Raw genomic sequence first — 20175 nt, forward strand, 5'->3', positions numbered from 1 at the left:
GTGACGGTCCTCCGGGGCCGGTTGTGTGGACTGCTTCGCTTTACGTCCACACAACCGGCCCCTCCGGCCCGTCCCCTCCCGTTGGGGGAAGTTAAGGACGGTGGGGGCTGGTGTGGGGTCAGCGGCGGGGGCGCCGGAGGAGGGTGGCGGCGGTGAGGAGGGCTATGCCTGCGGCGGCGGCGGTCCAGGGGAGCCAGTTGGTGGGGGTGTCTTCGGGCGCGTCGTCCGTGGGGCCGGGGCCGAAGTAGCGGCGGCCGTAGGAGGCGGGGGTCGGCTTCTGGGGGGCGGGGTGGAGGGCGTCCGCGGCCTCGAGGGCGGCGGCGGGGTCGATCAGGCCCGCGCCGTAGTCGTCGTCGCGGCCGCCCTGGGGGGTGTCCTGGGCGGTCGACGTGAGCAGGCGGCGGATCTGGGCGGGGCTCAGGTGGGGGTGGGCCGAGCGGATCAGGGCGATGGCGCCGGAGGTGAAGGCCGCGGCCGGGCTGGTGCCCCAGCCGGAGAGGTAGCCGTCGTCGTTGCCGGCCATGAGGATGTCCTCGCCGGGGGCGCTGACCGTGGCGTACCAGTGGCGGGTGGAGAAGTGCGCGCGGTCGCCCTGGTGGGTGACGGCGGTGGTGGCGATGACGCCCGGGTAGGCGGCGGGGTAGGAGACGTGGTTGCCCTTGTCGCCGCCGTTGCCCGCGGAGGCGACGACGGGGATGCCCTTGCCGAGGGCGTACTGGATGGCGGCGTCCTCGCGCGGTTCGGGGTGGGCGGACTCGCTGTCGTCGCCCAGGGACATGCTGATGACGTCGGCGCCGTGGTCGGCGGCCCAGCGGATGCCGTCGGCGAGCGCGCCGGCCTTCTCCGTGCGGGCGCGTTCCCGCTGCGGGTCGTTGTCCTCCAGGATCACCCGGACGGGGAGGATCTTGGCGCCCGGGGCGATGCCGAGCACGCCGTCCTGGCGGCCGGCGCCGTGGCCGTGGCCGGCGATGACGCTGGCCATGCCGGTGCCGTGCCGGGCCCAGGCCGCGTCACCCGGTCCGGCGCCGAAGCCGACCAGGTCCTTCTCGGGCAGGACCTGGCCGCTGAGGTCGGGGTGGTTGGCGTCGACGCCGGTGTCCAGTACGGCGACCGTGATGCCCTCGCCCTTGGTGGTGCGCCAGGCCTGCTGGGCGTGGACGGCCTGCAGGCCCCATTCCTGGGCGCGGATGGCGTCGGCCCGGGCGGGTACGGCGGGCAGGACGGTGAGCGCGGCGGAGGCCAGCGCGAGGGCGGTCGCGCGCAGCGGGGCTTGCGTCATGGCGCGTCCTCCCGGGGCTGGGTGGGGGTGCCGGCGGCCTTGCGGAAGTCGTTCTCGATGCGGTCCGCGAGGTCCTTGGCGTCGTGGCCGAGGCCGGATTCGGCGGGGGCGGTGGTGGCGCCGGGGCGGACCGCGGCCTCGGCGGGCTGCGGTTCGGTGACGGCGCGGCCGTCGGCGAAGCCGGAGACCGCGTAGACGATCACCGGGACGTCGGTGAGCACCCGGACGGTCCAACTGGCCCGCTGGGCGCGCCCGAAGCCCTCGGCGGGGGTGCCCTTGGGTGCGTACGGCACCGGCATCAGGTCGGTGCGGTCGGCCAGGCTCCCGGTGCTGAAGCGGGTGTTGAGGGCGAGCATGCCGGCCGGGTCGGTCCGGGTGGTCTGGGCGCCGACGGTGATGACGCTGGAGCGGGTGGCGTCGAGGTAGGTGGCGCGCAGCAGACGGACGCAGCCGGCCCGGGCGAGCGCCTGGGCGAGCGCGGTGTCGTAGGCGCCGGTGCAGTCGCTGTCGGGGGCGATCGCGATCCGGGTCCAGGTGCGGTCGGCGCCGCCGGGGCCGACGCCCAGGCCCTCGACGGTGCGCGGGAAGAGGGTGTCGACCGGGGTGTTGCGCCAGGCGTCGCGGCCCTTGGTGAAGGTGGCCTCGGCGGTGGGCGGGGCGTCCTCGGCGTCGTCGGTCAGCCAGCTGCCGGCCGCGGCGCCGCCGAGCAGGCCGATGCCCAGGACCAGGCAGGCCGCGGCGGCGAGCAGCCGGCCGGTGGGGCGGCGGCCCGCGGGGAAGCGGCGGCCGGGCGCCGGGTGGGGTACAACTCCCCGCGGGGGACGGGGAGTTGTGGACCAGGGCTGCTGCGGGGGCGCGGCCGGACCGCCGGGCGGCGGGGCGGTCGCCGGGCGGGCGGTGGCGGGTTCGCGGCGGCCGTTCCACAGGTTCTGGCTGTTGGCGAGGTGGAAGGCGGCGGTGTCGCGGAACGCGGCCGGACGCCCGGCCGGGCGCGGCGGCGCGGCGGGCGCGGTCGGCGCCTGGGGGTGCGGCGCCCGGGGTGCTCCGGCGGCCGGCGGCTGGGCGGGAGGGGGTGGCGGCGGGGCGGCGGGGCGCGGTGGTACGCCGTGGGCCGCCGGGGGTGCCTGCGGGGGGACGGTCGGCTCGGCCGGGGACTGGCGGCGCAGGACGGTCGTGCGCGGGTCGTCGTCCGGCTCCGGTGTCGCGGCCGCCGCGGGCTGCCGGGGCGGCCGCGGGGGTATGGGCGGGACATGCCGCGGATCGACGAAGTCTGCGTCGGTGCTCACCCGCGCTCCCCCTTGCGCCGTGGCCCCCGCCCCCGATCCGCAATCGGGGCAGGGGGGTTGGTATCCGGACAACACGCCGCTGACCTGCTGGTGGCGGCGTCGGGCCACTCTACGGGCTGGCGCCGCCGGTGCTCCAACCCCTGACCACGTCCTGTCCGCTCTGTCGGGATCTCACCCCTACCCAGTGGTAAGAGGGCGTGGCAGGCTGCGGCCATGCCCCAGTTGCGAGCCGATGTGTATGGCGACAAAGCCTCTTATGACCGGGCGACCGCCCATCTCGACGCACCGCTGGCCGTCGTCGACCTGCGGGCGTTCGACGCCAACGCGGCCGATCTGGTGCGCCGGGCGAAGGGGAAGCCGATCCGGGTGGCCAGCAAGTCGGTGCGCTGCCGGGCCCTGCTGGAGCGGGTGCTGGCGCGGGACGGCTTCGCCGGGATCATGAGTTTCACGCTGGCCGAGTCGCTGTGGCTGGCGCGCTCGGGCTTCGAGGACGTCCTGCTCGCGTACCCGTCGGCGGACCGGGCGGGGTTCGCCGGGCTGACCGCCGATCCGAAGCTCGCGGCCGCGGTGACGGTGATGGTCGACGATCCGGCGCAGCTGGATCTGATCGACGCGGCCCGGCCCGCGGGGTGCGGCGGCGAGGAGGTGCGGGTGTGTCTGGAGCTGGACACCTCGTACCGGCTGCTGGGCGGGAAGGTGCGCTTCGGTGCCCGGCGGTCGCCGCTGCGGGAGCCGGCCCAACTGGCCGCGCTGGCCCGGACGGTGGTGCGCCGCCCCGGTTTCCGGCTGGTGGGGCTGATGGCGTACGAGGGGCACGTGGCGGGGGTGGGCGACGAGGTCGACGGCAAGCCGGTGTTCTCGCGCACGGTCCGGATGATGCAGGCGGCGGCGCGCAGGGAGCTGGCGCAGCGGCGCTGGGAGGCCGTACGGGCGGTGCGGGCGGTGGCGCCGCGGCTGGAGTTCGTCAACGGCGGCGGGACCGGCAGCGTGCAGCACACGGCCGCGGAGGCGGCGGTCACCGAGGTCGCGGCGGGTTCGGGACTGTATGTGCCGCGGCTGTTCGACAACTTCCGTTCGTTCAGCGGGCGTCCGGCGGCGCTGTTCGCCCAGCCGGTGGTGCGCCGGCCGGGTCCCGGTGTGGTGACGGTGCTGGGCGGCGGCTATCCGGCGTCGGGGGTGGCGGGCGCGGACCGGCTGCCCGTGCCGTATCTGCCCGCCGGGCTGTGCTACGACCCCCAGGAGGGGCCGGGTGAGGTGCAGACGCCGTTGCTGGGGGCGGCCGCGGACGGGCTGGCGATCGGCGACAAGGTGTGGTTCCGGCACGCCAAGGCCGGGGAGCTGTGCGAGCGGTTCGACGCGCTGCAACTGATCGACGGCGACCGGGTGGTGGACACGGTGCCGACGTACCGCGGGGAGGGCCGCACCTTCCTCTGAGCAGGTGCGGCCCTCCCGGTGGCGGTCGGTACGCCGGGTCAGTACACGGTGTCCTGCTGGTCCGGGATCACCGAGCCGTCGGCGCGGTGGATCGGGCCGAGGGTGCCGTCCGGCCGGACGTAGCCGGCGCTCGCGCAGGGGTACGGGTCGGTCTTGTGCTTCTTGGGCTCGATGAACATGGGGTTGACGAGCCAGCGGTGGTCGGCGTTGTCGTACGCCCGGCACATCAGCTCGGTCTTGTTGCGGTTGATGGCCAGGTGGCCGGCGGTGGCGTCGCCGACGAACGTCACGTCGGTCTCGGCGTCACCGGCCGCGAAGGCGGCGCGGTGCGCCCGGTCCTGCTGCTGCCAGGCCTTGGCGCCCTTGACGTGGAAGATCTCCTGGTTGATCCAGCAGCGCTTGCCGTCCATGTACGTCAGGACCTCGCCGTTGGTGTCCTTGACGTCGCCGCAGCCCTGCACGCCGGTGGTGAGCCGGCCGTGGCTGACGATGTTGCGGATGCCGATGACGTGGTCGCGGTCTATGCCCACGCCCGGCGCCCAGGCGCGGACCAGCGGCTCGGCGGAGGCGGAGACGATGTAGACGTCGAAGCCGGCCTTCTTGAGGGTGCCGATGAGGTCACGCTGCTGCTCGTAGTAGCGGATGTAGCCGGCCCACTTGTGCGTGCCGACCGTCTGCTCGGTACCGATGGGGGCGGCGAGGTTCTCCTTGCGCGCCTCGGCGGCGTACGAGGTCAGGGCCTGCGGAGTGTGCCCGGCGAACAGCTGGGTGATCCAGACGTAGGAGGGGACCGTGCGCCGGTGGTTCCACTCCCCCGCGAACGCCTCCTTGCCGCCGGAGGTCTTCTCGTCGTTGTAGACGTCGAGGATCTCGTCGGTGCAGTCGGTGTCGGTCGACGTGGGCAGCGGACGGCCGGCGGGCACGGAGGTGCCGCAGGCCTTGGTGAGCGCGGCGGCCGCGTCCTCGGTCAGCCACTTGTTGGTGGCCTTCCAACTGGCGGGGCGCAGCACCTTGTCGTGCTTGAGCATCCAGGCGAGCGTGGCGTCGGAGATGTCGTTCTTGACGACGGTGTTGTCCCAGTCGAAGGTCGCGACCGGTCGCGTCCCGTCGGAGCCGGCGCAACTGCCCTGCTCGTCGATCATTTTCTGAAGCTTGGCACGGTTGTCGCCGTACCAGCCCTTGGAGACGTGGAGGGTGGGGCAGTGGTGCGGGACCGGCCCCGCGGTGGCCGTCTGCGCGGCCGCGACGCCGCCTCCGACGACCGCGAGGGCAGCACCGGCTGCCAGCCAGCGACGCTTGTTGACCATGGAACGCACTCCTGTCGAACGAGGTATCGAAGGCGGACGTTAACGCATGGCGGCCGGGCGTCGGGAGACACCGGGCCACCATGACGTTGACGCGGAGGTGAACAACAAGCGATCACACCGGCGTGACGTACGCTCCCGCGATCCCTCCGTCGACCAGGAATTCGGCGGCGTTGACGAATGACGAGTCGTCACTGGCGAGGAAGGCGACCGCGGACGCGATCTCCTCGGGCTCGGCGAACCGGCCGACCGGGACGTGCACCAGGCGGCGCGCGGCGCGCTCGGGGTCCTTGGCGAACAGTTCCTTGAGCAGCGGGGTGTTGACCGGCCCGGGGCACAGGGCGTTGACCCGGATGCCCTCCCGGGCGAACTGCACGCCCAGTTCGCGGGACATCGCCAGCACGCCGCCCTTGGAGGCGGTGTAGCTGATCTGGGAGGTGGCCGCGCCCATGACGGCCACGAAGGAGGCGGTGTTGATGATGGAGCCGCCGCGTCCGGTCTCGGCGAACTGGCGCTGCATGTAGGGCAGGGCGTGCTTGCAGCAGAGGTAGACCGAGGTGAGGTTGACCTCCTGGACGCGCTTCCAGGCGTCCAGGCCGGTGGTGAGGATGGAGTCGTCGTCGGGCGGCGAGATGCCGGCGTTGTTGAAGGTGATGTCGACCGAGCCGTAGGTCTCGAAGGCGGTCCGGTAGAGCGCCTCGACCTGCTCGGAGTCGGTGACGTCGACCTGGACGAAGGTGCCGCCGACCTCTTCGGCGGCGGCCTTGCCGGCCGCCTCGTCGATGTCGGCGCAGACGACGTTGGCGCCTTCGGAGGCCAGCCGGCGGGCGGTGGCCAGGCCGATGCCGCTGCCGGCTCCGGTGATCACGGCGGTACGGCCGACGAGGCGGCGGCACACTGCGGTCTGGTCGGTCACTTGCTCTCCTCGGTGCTGGGTTCCGTACTGATGAAGATGTTCTTGGTCTCGGTGAAGGCGGTGAGCGCGTCCGGGCCGAGCTCGCGCCCGAGGCCGGACTGCTTGAACCCGCCGAAGGGGGTCCAATAGCGCACGCTGCTGTGGGAGTTGACGGAGAGGTTGCCGGCCGCGACGGCCCGCGAGACGCGCAGCGCCCGGCCGACGTCGCGGGTCCATAGGGAGCCGGAGAGGCCGTAGTCGGTGGCGTTGGCGATCCGGACCGCGTCGGCCTCGTCGTCGAAGGGGATGACGACGGCGACCGGGCCGAAGATCTCCTCGACGGCGGTACGGTCCTCGGGGCGGCCCTCCAGGACGGTGGCGGGGTACCAGAAGCCCTTCCCCGCCGGTGCCTCGCCGCGGATCGCGGCCGGGGCGTCCTCGGGGACGTAGGACCGTACCCGCTCGCGCTGGGCGGCGGAGATCAGCGGGCCCATCTGGGTCGCCGGGTCGGCCGGGTCGCCGACGGTGAAGGCCTTGACCGCGGGCTCCAGGAGTTCCAGGAAGCGGTCGTAGACGCTCCGCTGGACGAGGATGCGGCTGCGGGCGCAGCAGTCCTGGCCGGTGTTGTCGAGGAAGGAGCCGGGGGCGGCGGCCGCGGCGGCCTCGATGTCGGCGTCGGCGAAGACGATGTTGGGGCTCTTCCCGCCGAGTTCGAGGGTGAGCCGCTTGGTCCGGGCGGCGCAGCGGGCGGCGATCTGCCGGCCGGTGGCGGTGGAGCCGGTGAAGACGACCTTGGCGACGCCGGGGTGGTCGACGAGTGCGGTGCCGGTGACCGGGCCCTCGCCGGGCAGGACCTGGAAGAGGTGCTCGGGGAGGCCGGCCTCCAGGGCGAGTTCGGCGAGCCGGAGCGCGGTGAGCGGGGTGGTCTCGGCGGGCTTCAGCAGGACCGCGTTGCCGGCCGCGAGGGCGGGAGCGGTGCCCCAGGCGGCGATCGGCATCGGGAAGTTCCAGGGGGCGATCACGGCGACCACGCCGAGCGGTTCCTGGACGGTGATGTTGAGGCCGCCGGCGACCGGGATCTGGGTGCCGGTCAGCCGCTCGACCCCCCCGGCGGCGTAGTGCAGCAGATCGCGGACGTTGCCCGCCTCCCACTGCGCGTTGCCCAGGGGGTGGCCGGCCTCCTTGAGCTCCAGTGCGGCGAGCTCGGGGATGTGGGCGTCGACGACGTCGGCGAAGCGGCGCAGGATGCGGGCGCGGTCGCCGGGGGCCACCGCGGCCCAGGCCGCCTGGGCTCCGGCTGCCCGGCGGACCGCGGCGTCGACCTCTTCGGGGGAGGTGGTGGGGACGGTGGCCACCACTTCCTCGGTGGCCGGGTTGAGGATCTTCAGCTCGTGCGAACCGTGGGTCACAGCGTGGTTCCTTACATGCGCTCGAAGGAGCGGAAGCGCTCCCAGTCCGTGACGGCGGCGTCGTAGGCGTCCTGTTCGACGCGGGCCATGTGGCGGTAGTGGTCGACCACCTCGTCGCCGAAGGCTTCCCGGGCGATCGGGCTGGCTTCCCACAGCTCGGCGGCCTCGCGCAGGGTGGTGGGCACGTGTGCCGCGTCGCCGGCGTAGGCGTTGCCGGTGGTGGCGTCGGGGAGTTCCAGCTCGTGCTCGATGCCGTAGAGGCCGGCCGCCACCATGCCGGCGACCGCGAGGTAGGGGTTGACGTCGCCGCCGGGGAGGCGGTTCTCCAGGCGGTGGGCGCGGCCGTGGCCGACGACCCGCAGGGCGCAGGTGCGGTTGTCGGGGCCCCAGGCGACGGCGGTGGGCGCGAAGGAGCCGGGGCGGAAGCGCTTGTAGGAGTTGATGTTGGGGGCGTAGAAGAGCGTGAAGTCGCGCATCGCGGCGAGCTGGCCGGCGAGGAAGTGGCGCATGACCTGCGACATGCCGTACGGGCCGGAGTCGTCGGCGAGGACCGGGTGGCCCTGTTCGTCCTGGAGCGAGAGGTGGATGTGGCAGGAGTTGCCTTCGCGCTCGTCGTACTTGGCCATGAAGGTGAGCGCCATGCCCTCCTGGGCGGCGATCTCCTTGGCGCCGGTCTTGTAGATCGCGTGCTGGTCGCAGGTGGTGAGCGCCTCGTCGTAGACGAACACGATCTCGTGCTGGCCGAGGTTGCACTCGCCCTTGGCGGACTCGACGGTCATCCCGGCGGCGCCCATCTCGTTGCGGATGCGCCGCAGGACGGGCTCGACCCGGCCGGTGCCGAGGACGGAGTAGTCGCCGTTCCACTGGTTGGCGGGGTTCATGTCGCGGTAGCCGCGTGACCAGGCGTCTTCGTAGGAGTCCTTGAAGAGCATGAACTCCAGCTCGGTGCCGGCGAAGGCGCGCCAGCCCCGGTCGGCGAGCCGGTCCAGCTGGCGGCGCAGGATCTGCCGGGGTGAGGCGACGACCGGGGAGCCGTCGTGCCAGGCCAGGTCGGCGGTGATCATTGCGGTGCCGGGGTTCCAGGGGGTGCGGCGCAGGGTGCCGGCGTCGCCGTGCATGGCGAAGTCGCCGTAGCCGCGCTCCCAGGAGGACATCGCATAGCCGTCGACGGTGTTGAGGTCGACGTCGACGGCGAGGAGGTAGTTGCAGCCCTCCGTGCCGTGTTCGAGGACGGTGTCGAGGAAGTATCGGGCCGCGAACCGCTTGCCCTGGAGTCGGCCTTGCATATCGGTGAAGGCGAGGACGACAGTGTCGATCTCCCCGGCGTCGACGAGGGCTCTGAGCTCCTCGACGGAGAGCGGGGGCGTGCGGTCTGCCACGGTATTGCCTCCTGTCACTGCATCCGGAGGTCATAAGGTAGGCACACGAACCATTGATTGGGAAGGGGTGTCGATGGACGGGACGGACGACCGGCTGGCGCCGGTGCTGCGGCCGGTGCGGGCGGGCAACGGCTTCGAGGAGGCGCTGGAGCAGATACTCCAGATCGTCCGGCTCGGCCTGGTCCCGCAGGGCGAACGGCTACCGGCGGAACGGGAGTTGGCCGAGCGGCTACAGATCAGCCGGGTCACCCTGCGCGAGGTGCTCAAGGTGCTCCAGGACGAGGGTCTGGTGGAGAGCCGGCGCGGGCGGTACGGCGGCACGTTCGTCCGGGTGCGCACCGAGAACCACGGCGAGGCCGAGCTGCGCCGCCGGATCGAGAAGATCGACGTCGAGGACATCCTGCGGTTCCGGGAGGTGCTGGAGGTGGGCGCGGCCGGGCTGTGCGCGGCGCACGGGCTGGCCGACGAGCAGGCCGGCCGGCTGCGCGAGGCGCTGGCCGCGACGCAGGAGGCGCCGCTCGCCGACTACCGCCGCCGCGACACGCTGTTCCACCTCACGCTCGCCGAGCTGTCCGGCTCGCCGTCGCTGGCCGCGCAGTACGCCGCCGTCCGGGCGACCGTCAACGACCTGTTGGACTGCATCCCGCTGCTGGTGCGCAATCTGGAGCACTCGCAGACCCAGCACACCGCGCTGGTGGAGGCCGTGCTGGAGGGCGATGCGGACGGTGCGCGCGAGGTGATGCGGGAGCACTGCTGCGGGACCGCGGCGCTGCTCCGGGGCTTCCTTTCGTCGGGCTTGCGCACCTCGTGAGGTCCTTGAAACGCGCCCGTTACGAGTTTTTCCCGCCGGGGTCTTGCGCTCAGCCGACCTGAAGACAAAGGTATCGCCCCATACCTTTATTGCGGGGCTGGTAGCGGTTCGCCGACGGCCGTACCCGCCGCGGATCATCGAGGCCCTCGGAGGCGTGGTGTCCATCAACGAGCACGCGACGAACCCAGAGCAGGACCAACAACCCCCTCAGCGCTCCAGCGACGAACAGCGCCTCCACGAGCTCGGATACGCCCAGGAGCTGGCGCGCTCGATGTCGGCGTTCTCGAACTTCGCCGTCTCGTTCACGATCATCTCGGTCCTCTCCGGCTGTCTGACGCTGTACGGCTTCGGCATGAACACCGGGGGGCCCGCCCTGATCACCTGGGGCTGGCCGGTGGTCGGCCTCATGACACTGTTCGTGGGCCTGGCGATGGCCGAGGTCTGTTCCAGTTACCCGACGGCGGGCGGCCTGTACTACTGGGCGGCGAAGCTGGCCCCCTCACACGGACCGGCATGGTCCTGGTTCACCGGCTGGTTCAACTTCCTCGGCCAGGTCGCGGTGACCGCGGGGGTCGACTTCGGCGCCGCGTCCTTCACGAACGCGCTGCTGGACCTGCAGTTCGGCTTCGCCGCCACCCCGGTGCACACGATCATGCTGTTCGGCGTCGTGCTGCTGGTCCACGGCCTGCTGAACACCTTCGGCGTGAAGCTGGCCTCCTTCCTCAGCAACGTCAGCGTGTGGTGGCACATCCTCGGTGTGCTGGTCATCGTGGGCGCCCTGGTCGTGGTGCCCTCGAAGCACCAGTCCGCCTCGTTCGTCTTCACCCACTTCACCAACAACACCGGCTGGCACTCCGGCCTCTACGTCGGACTGCTGGGGCTGCTGCTCGCGCAGTACACCTTCACCGGCTACGACGCCTCGGCGCACATGACCGAGGAGACGCACGACGCGGCCAAGGCCGGCCCCCGCGGCATCGTGATGTCGATCCTGGTCTCCCTGGTCGCCGGCTGGGTGCTGCTGGTCGGCATCACCTTCGCCATCCAGGACTACGACGGCGCGCTGGCCAGCAAGACGGGGGTGCCCCCGGCGCAGATCTTCCTCGACGCGCTGGGCGCCACCGGCGGCAAGCTGCTCCTCCTGGTCGCCATCGGCGCACAGTTCTTCTGCGGCATGTCCTCGGTCACCGCCAACTCGCGGATGATCTACGCCTTCTCGCGGGACGGCGCGCTGCCCGGCTCGCAGCTGTGGCACCGGATCAACAAGCGGACGAAGACCCCGACCAACGCGGTGTGGCTGGCCGCCGGCGGCGCCTTCCTGCTGGGGCTGCCGTACCTGTGGAACGCCACCGCGTACGCGGCCGTCACCTCGATCGCCGTGATCGGCCTCTACATCGCCTACGTCATGCCGGTCATCCTCCGCCTGCTGCAGGGCGACCGCTTCCAGCGCGGACCCTGGCACCTCGGCCGCTGGAGCAAGCCCGTCGGCATCATCGCGGTCGGCTGGACGGTGGTCATCTCCGTGCTCTTCATGCTCCCGACCACCAGCCCGGTCACGGCGGAGAACTTCAACTACACCCCGCTCGCCGTCCTCCTGGTCCTCGGCTTCGCCGGCACCTGGTGGCTGGTGTCGGCCCGCAAGTGGTTCACCGGCCCCAAGGTCCAGGGCACGGCGGAGGAGCTGGCCGCCATCGAGCACGAACTGGAATTCTGACGGCCGAGCCGGAACGCACCAGCACCCATCGGAGGAATCGTGTCCCAGCCGCTCATCGGCATCAGCACCTACCAGCAGGAGGCCAGCTGGGGGGTGTGGACGCTGCCGGCCGCGCTGGTGCCCGCCGGTTACCCGCGGCTGGTGCAGCGGTCGGGCGGGCTGGCCGCGCTGCTGCCGCCGGGCGATCCGGCGACCGCGGCCGCGGCGGTGGCCCGGCTGGACGGACTGGTGATCGCCGGCGGTGCGGACGTACAGCCGGCGCGGTACGGCGCGGAGCCCGACCCGCGCACCGGCCCGCCCTCGCTGGACCGGGACGCCTGGGAACTGGCCCTGATCGACGCGGCGTTGGCGGCCGGGGTACCGCTGCTGGGGATCTGCCGCGGGCTACAGCTGCTGAACGTGGCGCGGGGCGGCACGCTCGTACAGCACCTCGACGGGCACGCCGGGCCGCCCGGGGTCTTCGAGCAGCACGAGATCACGCCGGTCCCCGGGACGCTGCTGGCCCGGGCGCTGCCCGCACCGGTCTCCGTGCCGACCTACCACCACCAGGCCGTGGACCGGCTCGGGCGCGGGCTGCTGGTCTCGGCGCACGCGGCGGACGGCACCGTGGAGGCGCTGGAGCTGCCGGACGGGCCGGGCTTCGCGCTGGCGGTGCAGTGGCACCCGGAGGCGGGGGACGACACGCGTGTCATGGACGCCCTGGTGGCGGCGGCACGCGGGACGTCCCCCGAGGAGTGACCGGCCGCGTCAGACCCTCCTGGTCCCGCAAGCGCCGGGGATCCAGCCGGTGTTGCCCCGGAAAGTGATCTTCAGCCAGTCGTTGCCGGAGCGGCCGCATAGGTGGTAGCTCTGCCCCGTGCCCCGGCCGGTGATGCAGGTGGTCGCACCCTTGGTGAAGAGCCCCACCGCGGTGCTGTTCAGCTTCCGCTCCTTGCGGATCTTCACGTTCTCCTGCGCCTGCGCGTTGACGCACGCGGCCCGCGCCGTGGTGGTGGCGGGCGCCGTCGCGGGCGTGGCGGCCGTGGCGATCCCGCTGGTCAGTGCGGTGCCGAGCGCGGCCATGGCGATGACGGCAGGAGCCGCCAGCTTCAGCCTCATATGTCCCCCTCAAGATCGATGAAGCGTTCGCACAGATTATCGATGCGGCAAGTCGTCCGCCACCCCGACCAGGAGGACCAGGGTGCCGTTCACCCGGTGGGGACCGGACCGGCGGCGGCCGGTTCAGGACACGCCGCGGGTCAGCCCCAGCAGCTGACGGGCCGGGCCCGCGGGTCGCTGCCCGGTGGGCCACACCGCCCGCAGATCACGGCCGAGCCGCAGATCGCGCACCGGGACCTCCACCAGCCGGCGGGCGGTGAGCTCCTCGCCGACCGCCAGTTCACTGAGCACCGACGGCGCCGCCTCGCTGACCACGGCGGCCTTCAGGGCGGTGGTCGAGGCGAGTTCGAGCAGCGGCTCGGCCAGCCCGCCGTGCCCGGCGAGCGCGGCGTCCAGCACCTGGCGGGTGCCCGATCCGCGTTCCCGGAGGATCAGCGGGGTCGCGGCCAGCTCGGCGGCGGTCAGTCCGGTACGCCGCCGGGTCCACGGATGGGACGGGGCGGCGACGACCACCAGCCGGTCGTGCCCGATGACCGCGCCGTCCAGCCCGGCCGGGACGTCCAGCCCCTCGACGAACCCCAGGTCCGCCTCGCCCGCCAGCAGCCGCTCGGCCACCACTTGGGAGTTGCCCGTCAGCAGCGACACCGCGGTGCCGGGCAGCGCGGCCCGCAGCGCGATCAACCAGCCGGGCAGCAGGTATTCGGCGATCGTCATGCTCGCCGCGACCCGCAGCCGGGAGTCGCGCCGGCCGCGCAGCGCCTGGGCCCCCGCGTCGAACGCCTCGGCCGCCTCGACGACCCGGCGCGCCCAGTCCGTCACCAGCACCCCGGCCTCGGTCAGCCGGGAACCGCGCGGCGACCGCTCGACCAGCGCCACGCCCAACTGCCGCTCCATCGACCGGATCCGGCTGCTGGCCGCGGGCTGGCTGATCCCGCGGGCCCGGGCGGCCCGCCCCAGACTGCCCAGCCGGGCGACCGCGAGCAGCAGCTCCAGCGCCCCCAGATCCGGCACCCGGTGCGCCAGCGGGACCGGCGGGACGTCACCCGTCCCGGACCCGGCACCGGCCACCCTCGCGTCACTCATCCGTCCCCCTTCTCATAAGCCCAGCTTATGCCCTCATAGACACGACGTCCCTGGTGGCGGCGGCAGCGAACCCGGACCCTTCTGCCATGGCCACCCTCGCGCACGCACCTTCCCGCCCCGCCGCCCCGTCCCGCCCCTCGGGCCCGGTCCGCCATCTCGGCCCCAACTGGTACGCCACGGTGATGGGCACGGCGATCGTCGCCACCGCCGGCCCGGCCCTGCCGCTCGCCGCCCCCGGGCTGCGCACCGCCTACCAGCTCGTCTGGGCGCTGTCCGGCCTGCTGCTGCTCACACTGCTGGCCGCCCGTACGGCCCACTGGCTCCGCCACACCGACCAGGCCCGCCGGCATCTCCTCGACCCGGCGGTGGCGCCGTTCTACGGGTGCCTGGCGATGGCGCTGCTGGCGGTCGGCGGCGGCACGCTGGCGGTCGGCCGGGACGTCATCGGCGGGCCGGCCGCGCTCGCCGCCGACGTCGTGCTGTGGACGCTGGGCACCCTCGTCGGGCTGGTGGCCGCCGCCGCGATCCCGTACCTGATGGTGACCCGCCACCGCATCGAGCCGGGCGGTGCCACCCCGGTCTGGCTGCTGCCGCTGGTGGCGCCGATGGTCTCGGCGGCCCTCGGCCCGGCCCTGGTCCCCCATCTGCCGCCCGGCCAGTGGCAGCGGGCGCTGCTGGTGGCCTGCTACGCGCTGTTCGGGATGTCGCTGCTGGCGACGCTGCTGGTGCTGCCCCTCGTGGTCGCCCGGCTGATCCACCACGGGCCGCTGCCGCTCGCCCTGACCCCCACGCTGTTCCTGGTCCTCGGCCCGCTCGGCCAGTCCACCACCGCGACGGGCAACCTGGCCGACGTGGCGCCGGGCGTCGTCGACGCCCCGACCGCCCGGGCGATGAGCGCCTTCGCGGTCCTGTACGGGATCCCGGTGACGGGGTTCGCCCTGCTGTGGCTGGCGCTCGCGACCGCGCTGGTGGTCCGCGCGGTCCGCAACGGCATGCCGTTCGCGATGACCTGGTGGGCCTTCACCTTCCCGCTCGGCACCTGCGTCACCGGGGCGGCGGGCCTGGCCCGGCACACCGGGCTGACCGCCTTCACCTGGCTGGCCGTGGCGCTGTACGTCCTGCTGGTGGCCGCCGTCGCGGTGGCCGCCACCCGCACCGCGAGCGGTCTGGCCCACGGCCGGCTGCTGGCGCCGCCACCGGCCCGGTAGCCCGCACCGCCGGACGGCTCAGCGGGCCCCGGCCAGCGCCGTGGCGAGGGCGGCCGGTGCGGTCACCAACGACGGGCCGTACCAGGTGAGATCGCGCCCGCTGACCAGCGCGGCGGGCAGCCCGGGGAACGCCTCGGGCCCGTCGCCGGCGGTGAAACGGTAGGGCTCGTCGGGCAGGACGACGAGGTCGGCGCCGGCGGCGTTGAGCGCGTCGAGGGCGATCCGCGGATAGCGGTCGGGGTGCCCGGCGTAGACGTTCCGCACGCCGAGCCGGGCCATGAGGTCGCCGGCGAAGGTGTCCCGGCCCAGGACCATCCAGGGCCGTCGCCAGATGGGCACCACCGCGGTCCGCTCCCCCACCGGAGGGGCCGGCTCGCGCCAGGCGGCCTCGGCGGCGTCCAGCCAGCCGGGCCGGGCCAGTCCACAGCCGGCGACCAGCACCCGGTGCAGCTCCCGGAAGCCCTGCTCCAGCGTCCGTACCTCGGTGACCAGGACGTCCAGCCCGGCGGCGCGCAGGGCGGCCAGATCGGCCGGGCGGTTCTCCTCCTCGTTGGCGAGCACCAGATCGGGCGCCAGCGCGGCGATCCGGGCGGTGTCGGGGTTCTTGGTGCCACCGATCCGCACCACGTCGAGGTCCGCCGGCCGGCTGCACCAGTCGGTCGCCCCGACCAGCAGCCCGGGCGCGGTCACGGCCACGGCCTCGGTGAGGGACGGCACCAGGGACACCACACGACGGGTCATGCGCCCAGGCTAGGGCTCGACGGGGTGTGGGGCCCCGGGCTCCTCGGCTAACGCCGGACGCTGCGCCGCAGCAGATACGCCGCGCCCCCGGCGAGCAACAGCAGGGCCAGCCCGCCCGCCGCCTGGGTCGCCGTCAGCCCCTCGACCCGACCGGTCCGCACGGTCACCAGCTGGGTGACCCGTTCGCCGCCCGGGGTGCATTCGATGGTCACGCGGTACCGCCCCGGGGCCGCGCCGTCGGCGATCCGGGCATGGCCGGTCAGGCCGTCCGCGCCCGGCCGCAGCGTCACCGGCCCGAAGAGCTTCGAGGCGGCCCGGGCGCCGTGCACCGCGCCGCACTCCTGCTCGTCGCTGATCCGCACCCGCTGCCCGGCCACCATCGGGTCCGGGTCGACGTCGGCCGCGGCGGCCGGCGCGACGAGGCCCAGAGCGGCGGCGCCGATCAGTGCGGCGGCGGCGAGGTGCGCAGGGTTCACGTCCCCAGCGAACCATCCGGCACCGGGGTCCGCGATGCATCCGCCGCCGGTCAGGTGAACCGGACACGTCGCGGGCCCCGCCGCCCGGCGACTGCCGGGGAACGGGGCCCGCTGCGGCCTTGGGAAAAGACCCGCCTACTTCACCGGCGCCATCTTGTCCACAATTCCCGGGTGGTCGTCGATCCACTTCTCGACGCCCTTGTTCTCATTTCCCTTGCCGGCGTCCTGGATGTCCTTCTCCAGGCTGCCGAGTTCCTCGGAGTTCATCTTCCAGTTCTTCAGCCAGCCGTGGAACTCCGGGAATTTCTTCGGGAAGCTCTTGTTGCCGAGCGTCTTGATCTGGTTGTTGGCGCCCCAGGTGCCCTTCGGGTCGGCGAGCTTGGTCAGGTGGTACTTGCTGTACGCCCAGTGCGGCGACCACAGCACGACCGCGATCGGCTCGTGCTTGTGGTAGGCACGGTCCAGCTCGGCGAGCATGGCGCTGGTCCCGGCCGAGGTGACGTCGAAGTCGTCGAGCCCGTACGCCGGTGCCACGATGTCCTTGAGCCGCTTCATCTCACCCGTGCCGGGCTCGATACCGATGATTTTCCCCTTGAATTCGTCCTTGTGCTCGCGCAGGTCGTCGAGGGTTTTCACGCCCTTGACGTACGACGGCACGGCGATTTCCAGGGACGTCTTGTCGTACCAGGGGCCGACGTCGACGAGGTCCTTCCGGTACTTGTCCCAGTACTGCTTCTGCGCCACCGGCAGCCAGCCGTCCGTCTCCACGTCGATCTGGCCGGTGGACAGCCCGGTCCACATCGGCCCGACGTCGAGGTTGCGGATGTTCGGCCGGTAGCCGCGCTTCTCCAGGACGTTCTTCCAGAGGTACGTGGTGGCGATGCCCTCGTCCCACGCCGGGTAGCCGATGTTGGGCGCCTTGCCGGCGTCCTTGCCCTTGGCGTAGGTGGCGTGGGCGGACGGCGCGATCTTCTCGACCAGGCCCGGGTTCTTCTTCAGCCAGGTGCGCACGCCGTCCTGCTCATGGCCCTCGCCGGCGTCCTTGACGTCGTTCTCCAGGCTGGTGAGCTGCTTCTCGTCCAGGTGGAAGTTCTTCATCCACTTGGCGACCTCGGGCTCGTCCTTGGCGAAGCCCTTGCGGCCCAGCAGGTGCAGGCTGTCACCGGAGCCGAACGAGCCCTTGGGGTCCTTCAGCTTGGTGAGCGGGTACTTGTCGTAGGCCCAGTGCGGCGACCAGAGCGTGACCGCGATCGGCTTCTTCCGGTGGACCGAGCGGTCCAGCTCGCTGAGCATGGACGCGGTGCTGGACTCCTGCACCTTGTACGCACCGTCGAGGCCGTAGTCCTTGAGGACCTTGTCCTTGAGGATCTTCATCTCGCCGGCGCCGGGCTCGATGCCGGTGATCTTGCCGCCGAACTCACCGGCCTTGCCCTTGAGGTCGTCCAGGGTCTTGACGCCCTTGACGTACGAGGGCACCGCGATCTCCAGCGACGTCTTGTCGTACCAGGCGCCGAGGTCCTCCAGCTGGTGCTGGTACTTCTTCCAGTACGAGGCGTGGGTGGTCGGCAGCCAGGCGTTGGTCTGCACGTCGATGTCCCCGCGGGCCTGCCCGGCGAACAGCGGACCGGCCTCCAGGGCCTGGACCTTGGGCTTGTAGCCGCGCTCCTCCAGGATCTCCTTCCAGAGGTACGTGGTGGCCTTGCCCTCGTCCCAGTTGACGTAACCGATGCTGATCGGGCGGCCGTTGCCGCCGCCCTGGCCGGCGTTCTTGCCGAACATGCCCATGCCGCCGGCGACCAGCGCGAGCACGACCACACCGACGACGGCCACGGGCGTGGCGGGCCGCCACCGCAGGAACTTCAGGCCGCCCAGCGACGCCTGGGCCTTGGCCAGCGCGCGCCGGCCGAGCGGCGAGACCCGCTGGTTGAGGGCGCCGGTCATCCGGTCCAGGTACATGGCGAGGATGACCACCGCGAGGCCGGCCTCGGCGCCCAGCGCCACGTTGACCGAGCTGATCGCGTTGTAGACGGACGCGCCGAGACCGCCGCCGCCGACCATGCCGGCGATGACGACCATGGACAGCGCCAGCATGATGACCTGGTTGATGCCGGCCATGATCGTGGGCAGCGCGAGCGGCAGCTGGACGCGGAAGAGGGTGCGCCGCGGGTGGGTGCCGAACGCCTCGGCGGCCTCGACCAGTTCCTCGTCGACCTGCCGGATGCCCAACTCCGTCATACGGACCGCGGGCGGCATGGAGAAGACGATGGTGGCGACGATGCCGGGGACGACGCCGAGGCCGAAGAAGAGGATGCCGGGGATCAGGTAGACCATCGCCGGCATGGTCTGCATCAGGTCCAGGACCGGGCGCAGCGTCCCGCCGACGACCCGGCTGCGGGCCGCCCAGATGCCCAGCGGCACCGCGACCACGACGGTGATCAGACAGGCCACCAGGACCAGCGAGAGCGATTCGACGGTCGGGCCCCACTGTTCGACCGAGTCGATCAGGGCGAACCCGAGGAAGGTGAGCAGGGCGGCCGGCAGTCCGCGCAGCCACCAGGCGAGCACCGCGAAGATGCCGGCCAGCAGCAGCGGTTCGGGCCCGGCGAGGACCGTGTGGATCCCGTCGTAGAGGCCGTTCAGCACCTTCGTGATGAGGGTGAAGAGCCAGTCGAGGTTGTCCCGCAGCCAGTTGACGGCGTCGTTGGCCCAGCTGCCGATCTGGATCCTAGGCACCGGCGGTCACCTTGCCCTCGGCGTCGCCGTCCCCGGGCTCGTCGTCACCCGTGTCCGCGACGGTCTTCGTCGTCTTCACCGCGGTCTTCGCCGTTTCCGTGGCGGTCTTCACCACCGGCTGGGCGGGGACACCGGAAGCCGTCGCCGGTGCCTGCGCCGCGCCCTGTTCGGCGGGCTCGCCGAGCACCGCGAGCAGCCGCTCGGCCGGAACGGCACCGATCACGGCGCCCGTGGCGTCGGTCACCGCGACCGGCACGCTGCTGGCCGAGCAGGGGGTGAACAGCTCCACCAGCGGGGTGTCGACGCCGACGGTGGCGGGCGCCGCGGCGCGGAACTCCGCGGCCGTACCGAGCGTGCCGCCCTCCGGCGTGCTGCTGCCGAGCACCGTGCCGACCTCGGCCATGACCGCACCGGCGGTCAGCACCCGGCTGCGGTCCACGTCCTGGATGAAGGACGCGACGTAGTCGTTGGCGGGGCGTACGAGGATGTCCTCGGCGCTGCCGGTCTGCACGATCCGGCCGTCCCGCATCACCGCGATCCGGTCGCCGAGGCGCATCGCCTCGTTGAGGTCGTGGGTGATGAAGACGATGGTCTTCTTGAGGGTCTGCTGCAGTTCCAGCAGCTGGTCCTGCATATCGCGGCGGATCAGCGGGTCCAGCGCGCTGAACGACTCGTCCATCAGCAGCAGATCGGCGTCGGTGGCCAGCGCCCGGGCCAGGCCCACGCGCTGCTGCATACCGCCGGACAGCTCGTCGGGCCAGGACTTCTCCCAGCCCTTGAGGCCGGTGAGCTCCAGTGCCTCGGTGGCCCGCCGCTCGCGCTCGGCGCGCGGCACTCCCTGGACCTCCAGCCCGTAGGCGGCGTTCTCCAGGACGCTGCGGTGCGGGAAGAGCGCGAAGTGCTGGAAGACCATGGAGATCTTCCGGGAGCGGACCGCGCGCAGCTCCTTGTCGCTGAGGGAGGTGAGGTCCTGGCCGTCGATCCGCACGGTTCCGGCGGTCGGCTCCAGCAGGCCGTTCAGCATGCGCAGCAGCGTGGACTTGCCGGACCCGGACAGACCCATGACGACGAAGATCTGACCCTCGTCCACCTCGATCGACGCGTCGATCACGGCGGCCGTGGTGCCTTGGGCCCGCAACTCGTCCCGGCTCGCGCCGGTTTCGAGTCTGCGTACCGCGTCCTCGGGTCGTCTGCCGAACACCTTGTAGAGGTGCTCGGCTTGCAGCCTGGACACATATACCTCTCTTGTCGCACGAGAAACGACCTGCCACCCCCGCCGGCAGGTCGTGGTGCGGGACGGGTTCGGCCCGCCTTTCCCCGCTGGAATC

At 72.5% G+C, this 20175-nt stretch carries 17 protein-coding genes; 5 read left to right on the forward strand and 12 right to left on the reverse strand.

Going from position 1 to position 20175, the window contains the following annotated elements; genetic code table 11:
* Positions 1–118 precede the first annotated feature (118 nt).
* Positions 119–1279, reverse strand: coding sequence for a type VII secretion-associated serine protease mycosin (gene mycP, locus ACFV1J_RS37325; RefSeq protein WP_385865883.1), 1161 nt, complete (start codon positions 1277–1279; stop codon positions 119–121).
* Entirely contained in the window at positions 1276–2565 is a 1290-nt protein-coding gene (locus ACFV1J_RS37330; protein WP_385865884.1) for a hypothetical protein, read from the reverse strand. The genes mycP and ACFV1J_RS37330 overlap by 4 nt, the downstream gene beginning before the upstream one ends.
* Positions 2566–2778: 213 nt before the next feature.
* On the opposite strand from ACFV1J_RS37330, the gene ACFV1J_RS37335 reads away from it, so the two are divergent.
* A complete protein-coding gene (locus tag ACFV1J_RS37335) occupies positions 2779–3999 on the forward strand; it encodes an amino acid deaminase/aldolase (protein WP_385865885.1) in 1221 nt (406 codons plus the stop codon).
* 38 nt (positions 4000–4037) lie between these two features.
* Here the strand turns inward: ACFV1J_RS37335 and ACFV1J_RS37340 are convergent, their stop codons facing one another.
* From ACFV1J_RS37340 to ACFV1J_RS37355, 4 genes are all read right to left on the reverse strand, one after another.
* Positions 4038–5306, reverse strand: coding sequence for a haloacid dehalogenase-like hydrolase (locus tag ACFV1J_RS37340; RefSeq protein WP_385865886.1), 1269 nt, complete (start codon positions 5304–5306; stop codon positions 4038–4040).
* Between the two features lie 112 nt (positions 5307–5418).
* Positions 5419–6219, reverse strand: a complete 801-nt coding sequence (locus ACFV1J_RS37345) for a 3-oxoacyl-ACP reductase (protein ID WP_385865888.1) — start codon at positions 6217–6219, stop codon at positions 5419–5421.
* Entirely contained in the window at positions 6216–7607 is a 1392-nt protein-coding gene (locus tag ACFV1J_RS37350) for an aldehyde dehydrogenase family protein (protein WP_385865890.1), read from the reverse strand. Before ACFV1J_RS37350 ends, ACFV1J_RS37345 begins: the two co-directional genes overlap by 4 nt.
* An 11-nt stretch (positions 7608–7618) precedes the next feature.
* Positions 7619–8986: a glutamine synthetase family protein gene (locus tag ACFV1J_RS37355; protein WP_385865892.1), complete on the reverse strand. Its 1368-nt coding sequence runs from the start codon at positions 8984–8986 to the stop codon at positions 7619–7621.
* 73 nt (positions 8987–9059) lie between these two features.
* Between ACFV1J_RS37355 and ACFV1J_RS37360 the strand changes: the two genes are divergently transcribed.
* The 3 genes from ACFV1J_RS37360 (at position 9060) to ACFV1J_RS37370 (ending at position 12246) form a co-directional block, all read left to right on the forward strand.
* Positions 9060–9797 (forward strand): FadR/GntR family transcriptional regulator, encoded by a 738-nt coding sequence (locus ACFV1J_RS37360; protein WP_385865894.1) that lies wholly within the window; start codon positions 9060–9062, stop codon positions 9795–9797.
* 271 nt (positions 9798–10068) lie between these two features.
* Complete coding sequence (locus ACFV1J_RS37365; RefSeq protein ID WP_385865920.1) at positions 10069–11508, forward strand: amino acid permease; 1440 nt, start codon at positions 10069–10071, stop codon at positions 11506–11508.
* A 39-nt stretch (positions 11509–11547) separates the two neighbouring features.
* Positions 11548–12246, forward strand: coding sequence for a gamma-glutamyl-gamma-aminobutyrate hydrolase family protein (locus ACFV1J_RS37370; RefSeq protein ID WP_385865897.1), 699 nt, complete (start codon positions 11548–11550; stop codon positions 12244–12246).
* 9 nt (positions 12247–12255) lie between these two features.
* On the opposite strand, the gene ACFV1J_RS37375 is transcribed toward ACFV1J_RS37370, so the two are convergent.
* Positions 12256–12606, reverse strand: a complete 351-nt coding sequence (locus ACFV1J_RS37375; protein ID WP_385865899.1) for an SH3 domain-containing protein — start codon at positions 12604–12606, stop codon at positions 12256–12258.
* A 123-nt stretch (positions 12607–12729) separates the two neighbouring features.
* Entirely contained in the window at positions 12730–13689 is a 960-nt protein-coding gene (locus ACFV1J_RS37380) for a LysR family transcriptional regulator (RefSeq protein WP_385865901.1), read from the reverse strand.
* Between the two features lie 86 nt (positions 13690–13775).
* Between ACFV1J_RS37380 and ACFV1J_RS37385 the strand changes: the two genes are divergently transcribed.
* Positions 13776–14897 carry a TDT family transporter gene (locus tag ACFV1J_RS37385; RefSeq protein WP_385865903.1) on the forward strand — a complete coding sequence of 374 codons (1122 nt, stop codon included), beginning with the start codon at positions 13776–13778 and terminating at the stop codon, positions 14895–14897.
* A gap of 18 nt (positions 14898–14915) precedes the next feature.
* Here the strand turns inward: ACFV1J_RS37385 and ACFV1J_RS37390 are convergent, their stop codons facing one another.
* From ACFV1J_RS37390 to ACFV1J_RS37405, 4 genes are all read right to left on the reverse strand, one after another.
* Positions 14916–15638: a helical backbone metal receptor gene (locus ACFV1J_RS37390; protein ID WP_385865905.1), complete on the reverse strand. Its 723-nt coding sequence runs from the start codon at positions 15636–15638 to the stop codon at positions 14916–14918.
* A gap of 47 nt (positions 15639–15685) precedes the next feature.
* Positions 15686–16114, reverse strand: a complete 429-nt coding sequence (locus ACFV1J_RS37395) for a hypothetical protein (RefSeq protein WP_385865907.1) — start codon at positions 16112–16114, stop codon at positions 15686–15688.
* 135 nt (positions 16115–16249) lie between these two features.
* On the reverse strand, positions 16250–18847 hold the full coding sequence (locus tag ACFV1J_RS37400; protein WP_385865909.1) for an ABC transporter permease/substrate binding protein: 2598 nt from the start codon (positions 18845–18847) through the stop codon (positions 16250–16252).
* Positions 18840–20081: a betaine/proline/choline family ABC transporter ATP-binding protein gene (locus tag ACFV1J_RS37405; protein ID WP_385865912.1), complete on the reverse strand. Its 1242-nt coding sequence runs from the start codon at positions 20079–20081 to the stop codon at positions 18840–18842. Before ACFV1J_RS37405 ends, ACFV1J_RS37400 begins: the two co-directional genes overlap by 8 nt.
* Positions 20082–20175 lie beyond the last annotated feature (94 nt).

The sequence above is a fragment of the Streptomyces sp. NPDC059649 genome (genome assembly GCF_042734445.1).
Classification (GTDB): Bacteria; Actinomycetota; Actinomycetes; order Streptomycetales; family Streptomycetaceae; genus Streptomyces.

Excerpts from the sequence above, each read along its gene's own strand:
- mycP (WP_385865883.1), bottom strand. The coding sequence starts at position 1,279 with ATGACGCAAGCCCCGCTGCGCGCGACCGCCCTCGCGCTGGCCTCCGCC.
- ACFV1J_RS37335 (WP_385865885.1), top strand. The coding sequence starts at position 2,779 with ATGCCCCAGTTGCGAGCCGATGTGTATGGCGACAAAGCCTCTTATGAC.
- ACFV1J_RS37340 (WP_385865886.1), bottom strand. The coding sequence starts at position 5,306 with ATGGTCAACAAGCGTCGCTGGCTGGCAGCCGGTGCTGCCCTCGCGGTC.
- ACFV1J_RS37360 (WP_385865894.1), top strand. The coding sequence starts at position 9,060 with ATGGACGGGACGGACGACCGGCTGGCGCCGGTGCTGCGGCCGGTGCGG.
- ACFV1J_RS37365 (WP_385865920.1), top strand. The coding sequence starts at position 10,069 with ATGTCGGCGTTCTCGAACTTCGCCGTCTCGTTCACGATCATCTCGGTC.
- ACFV1J_RS37375 (WP_385865899.1), bottom strand. The coding sequence starts at position 12,606 with ATGAGGCTGAAGCTGGCGGCTCCTGCCGTCATCGCCATGGCCGCGCTC.
- ACFV1J_RS37380 (WP_385865901.1), bottom strand. The coding sequence starts at position 13,689 with ATGAGTGACGCGAGGGTGGCCGGTGCCGGGTCCGGGACGGGTGACGTC.
- ACFV1J_RS37385 (WP_385865903.1), top strand. The coding sequence starts at position 13,776 with ATGGCCACCCTCGCGCACGCACCTTCCCGCCCCGCCGCCCCGTCCCGC.
- ACFV1J_RS37390 (WP_385865905.1), bottom strand. The coding sequence starts at position 15,638 with ATGACCCGTCGTGTGGTGTCCCTGGTGCCGTCCCTCACCGAGGCCGTG.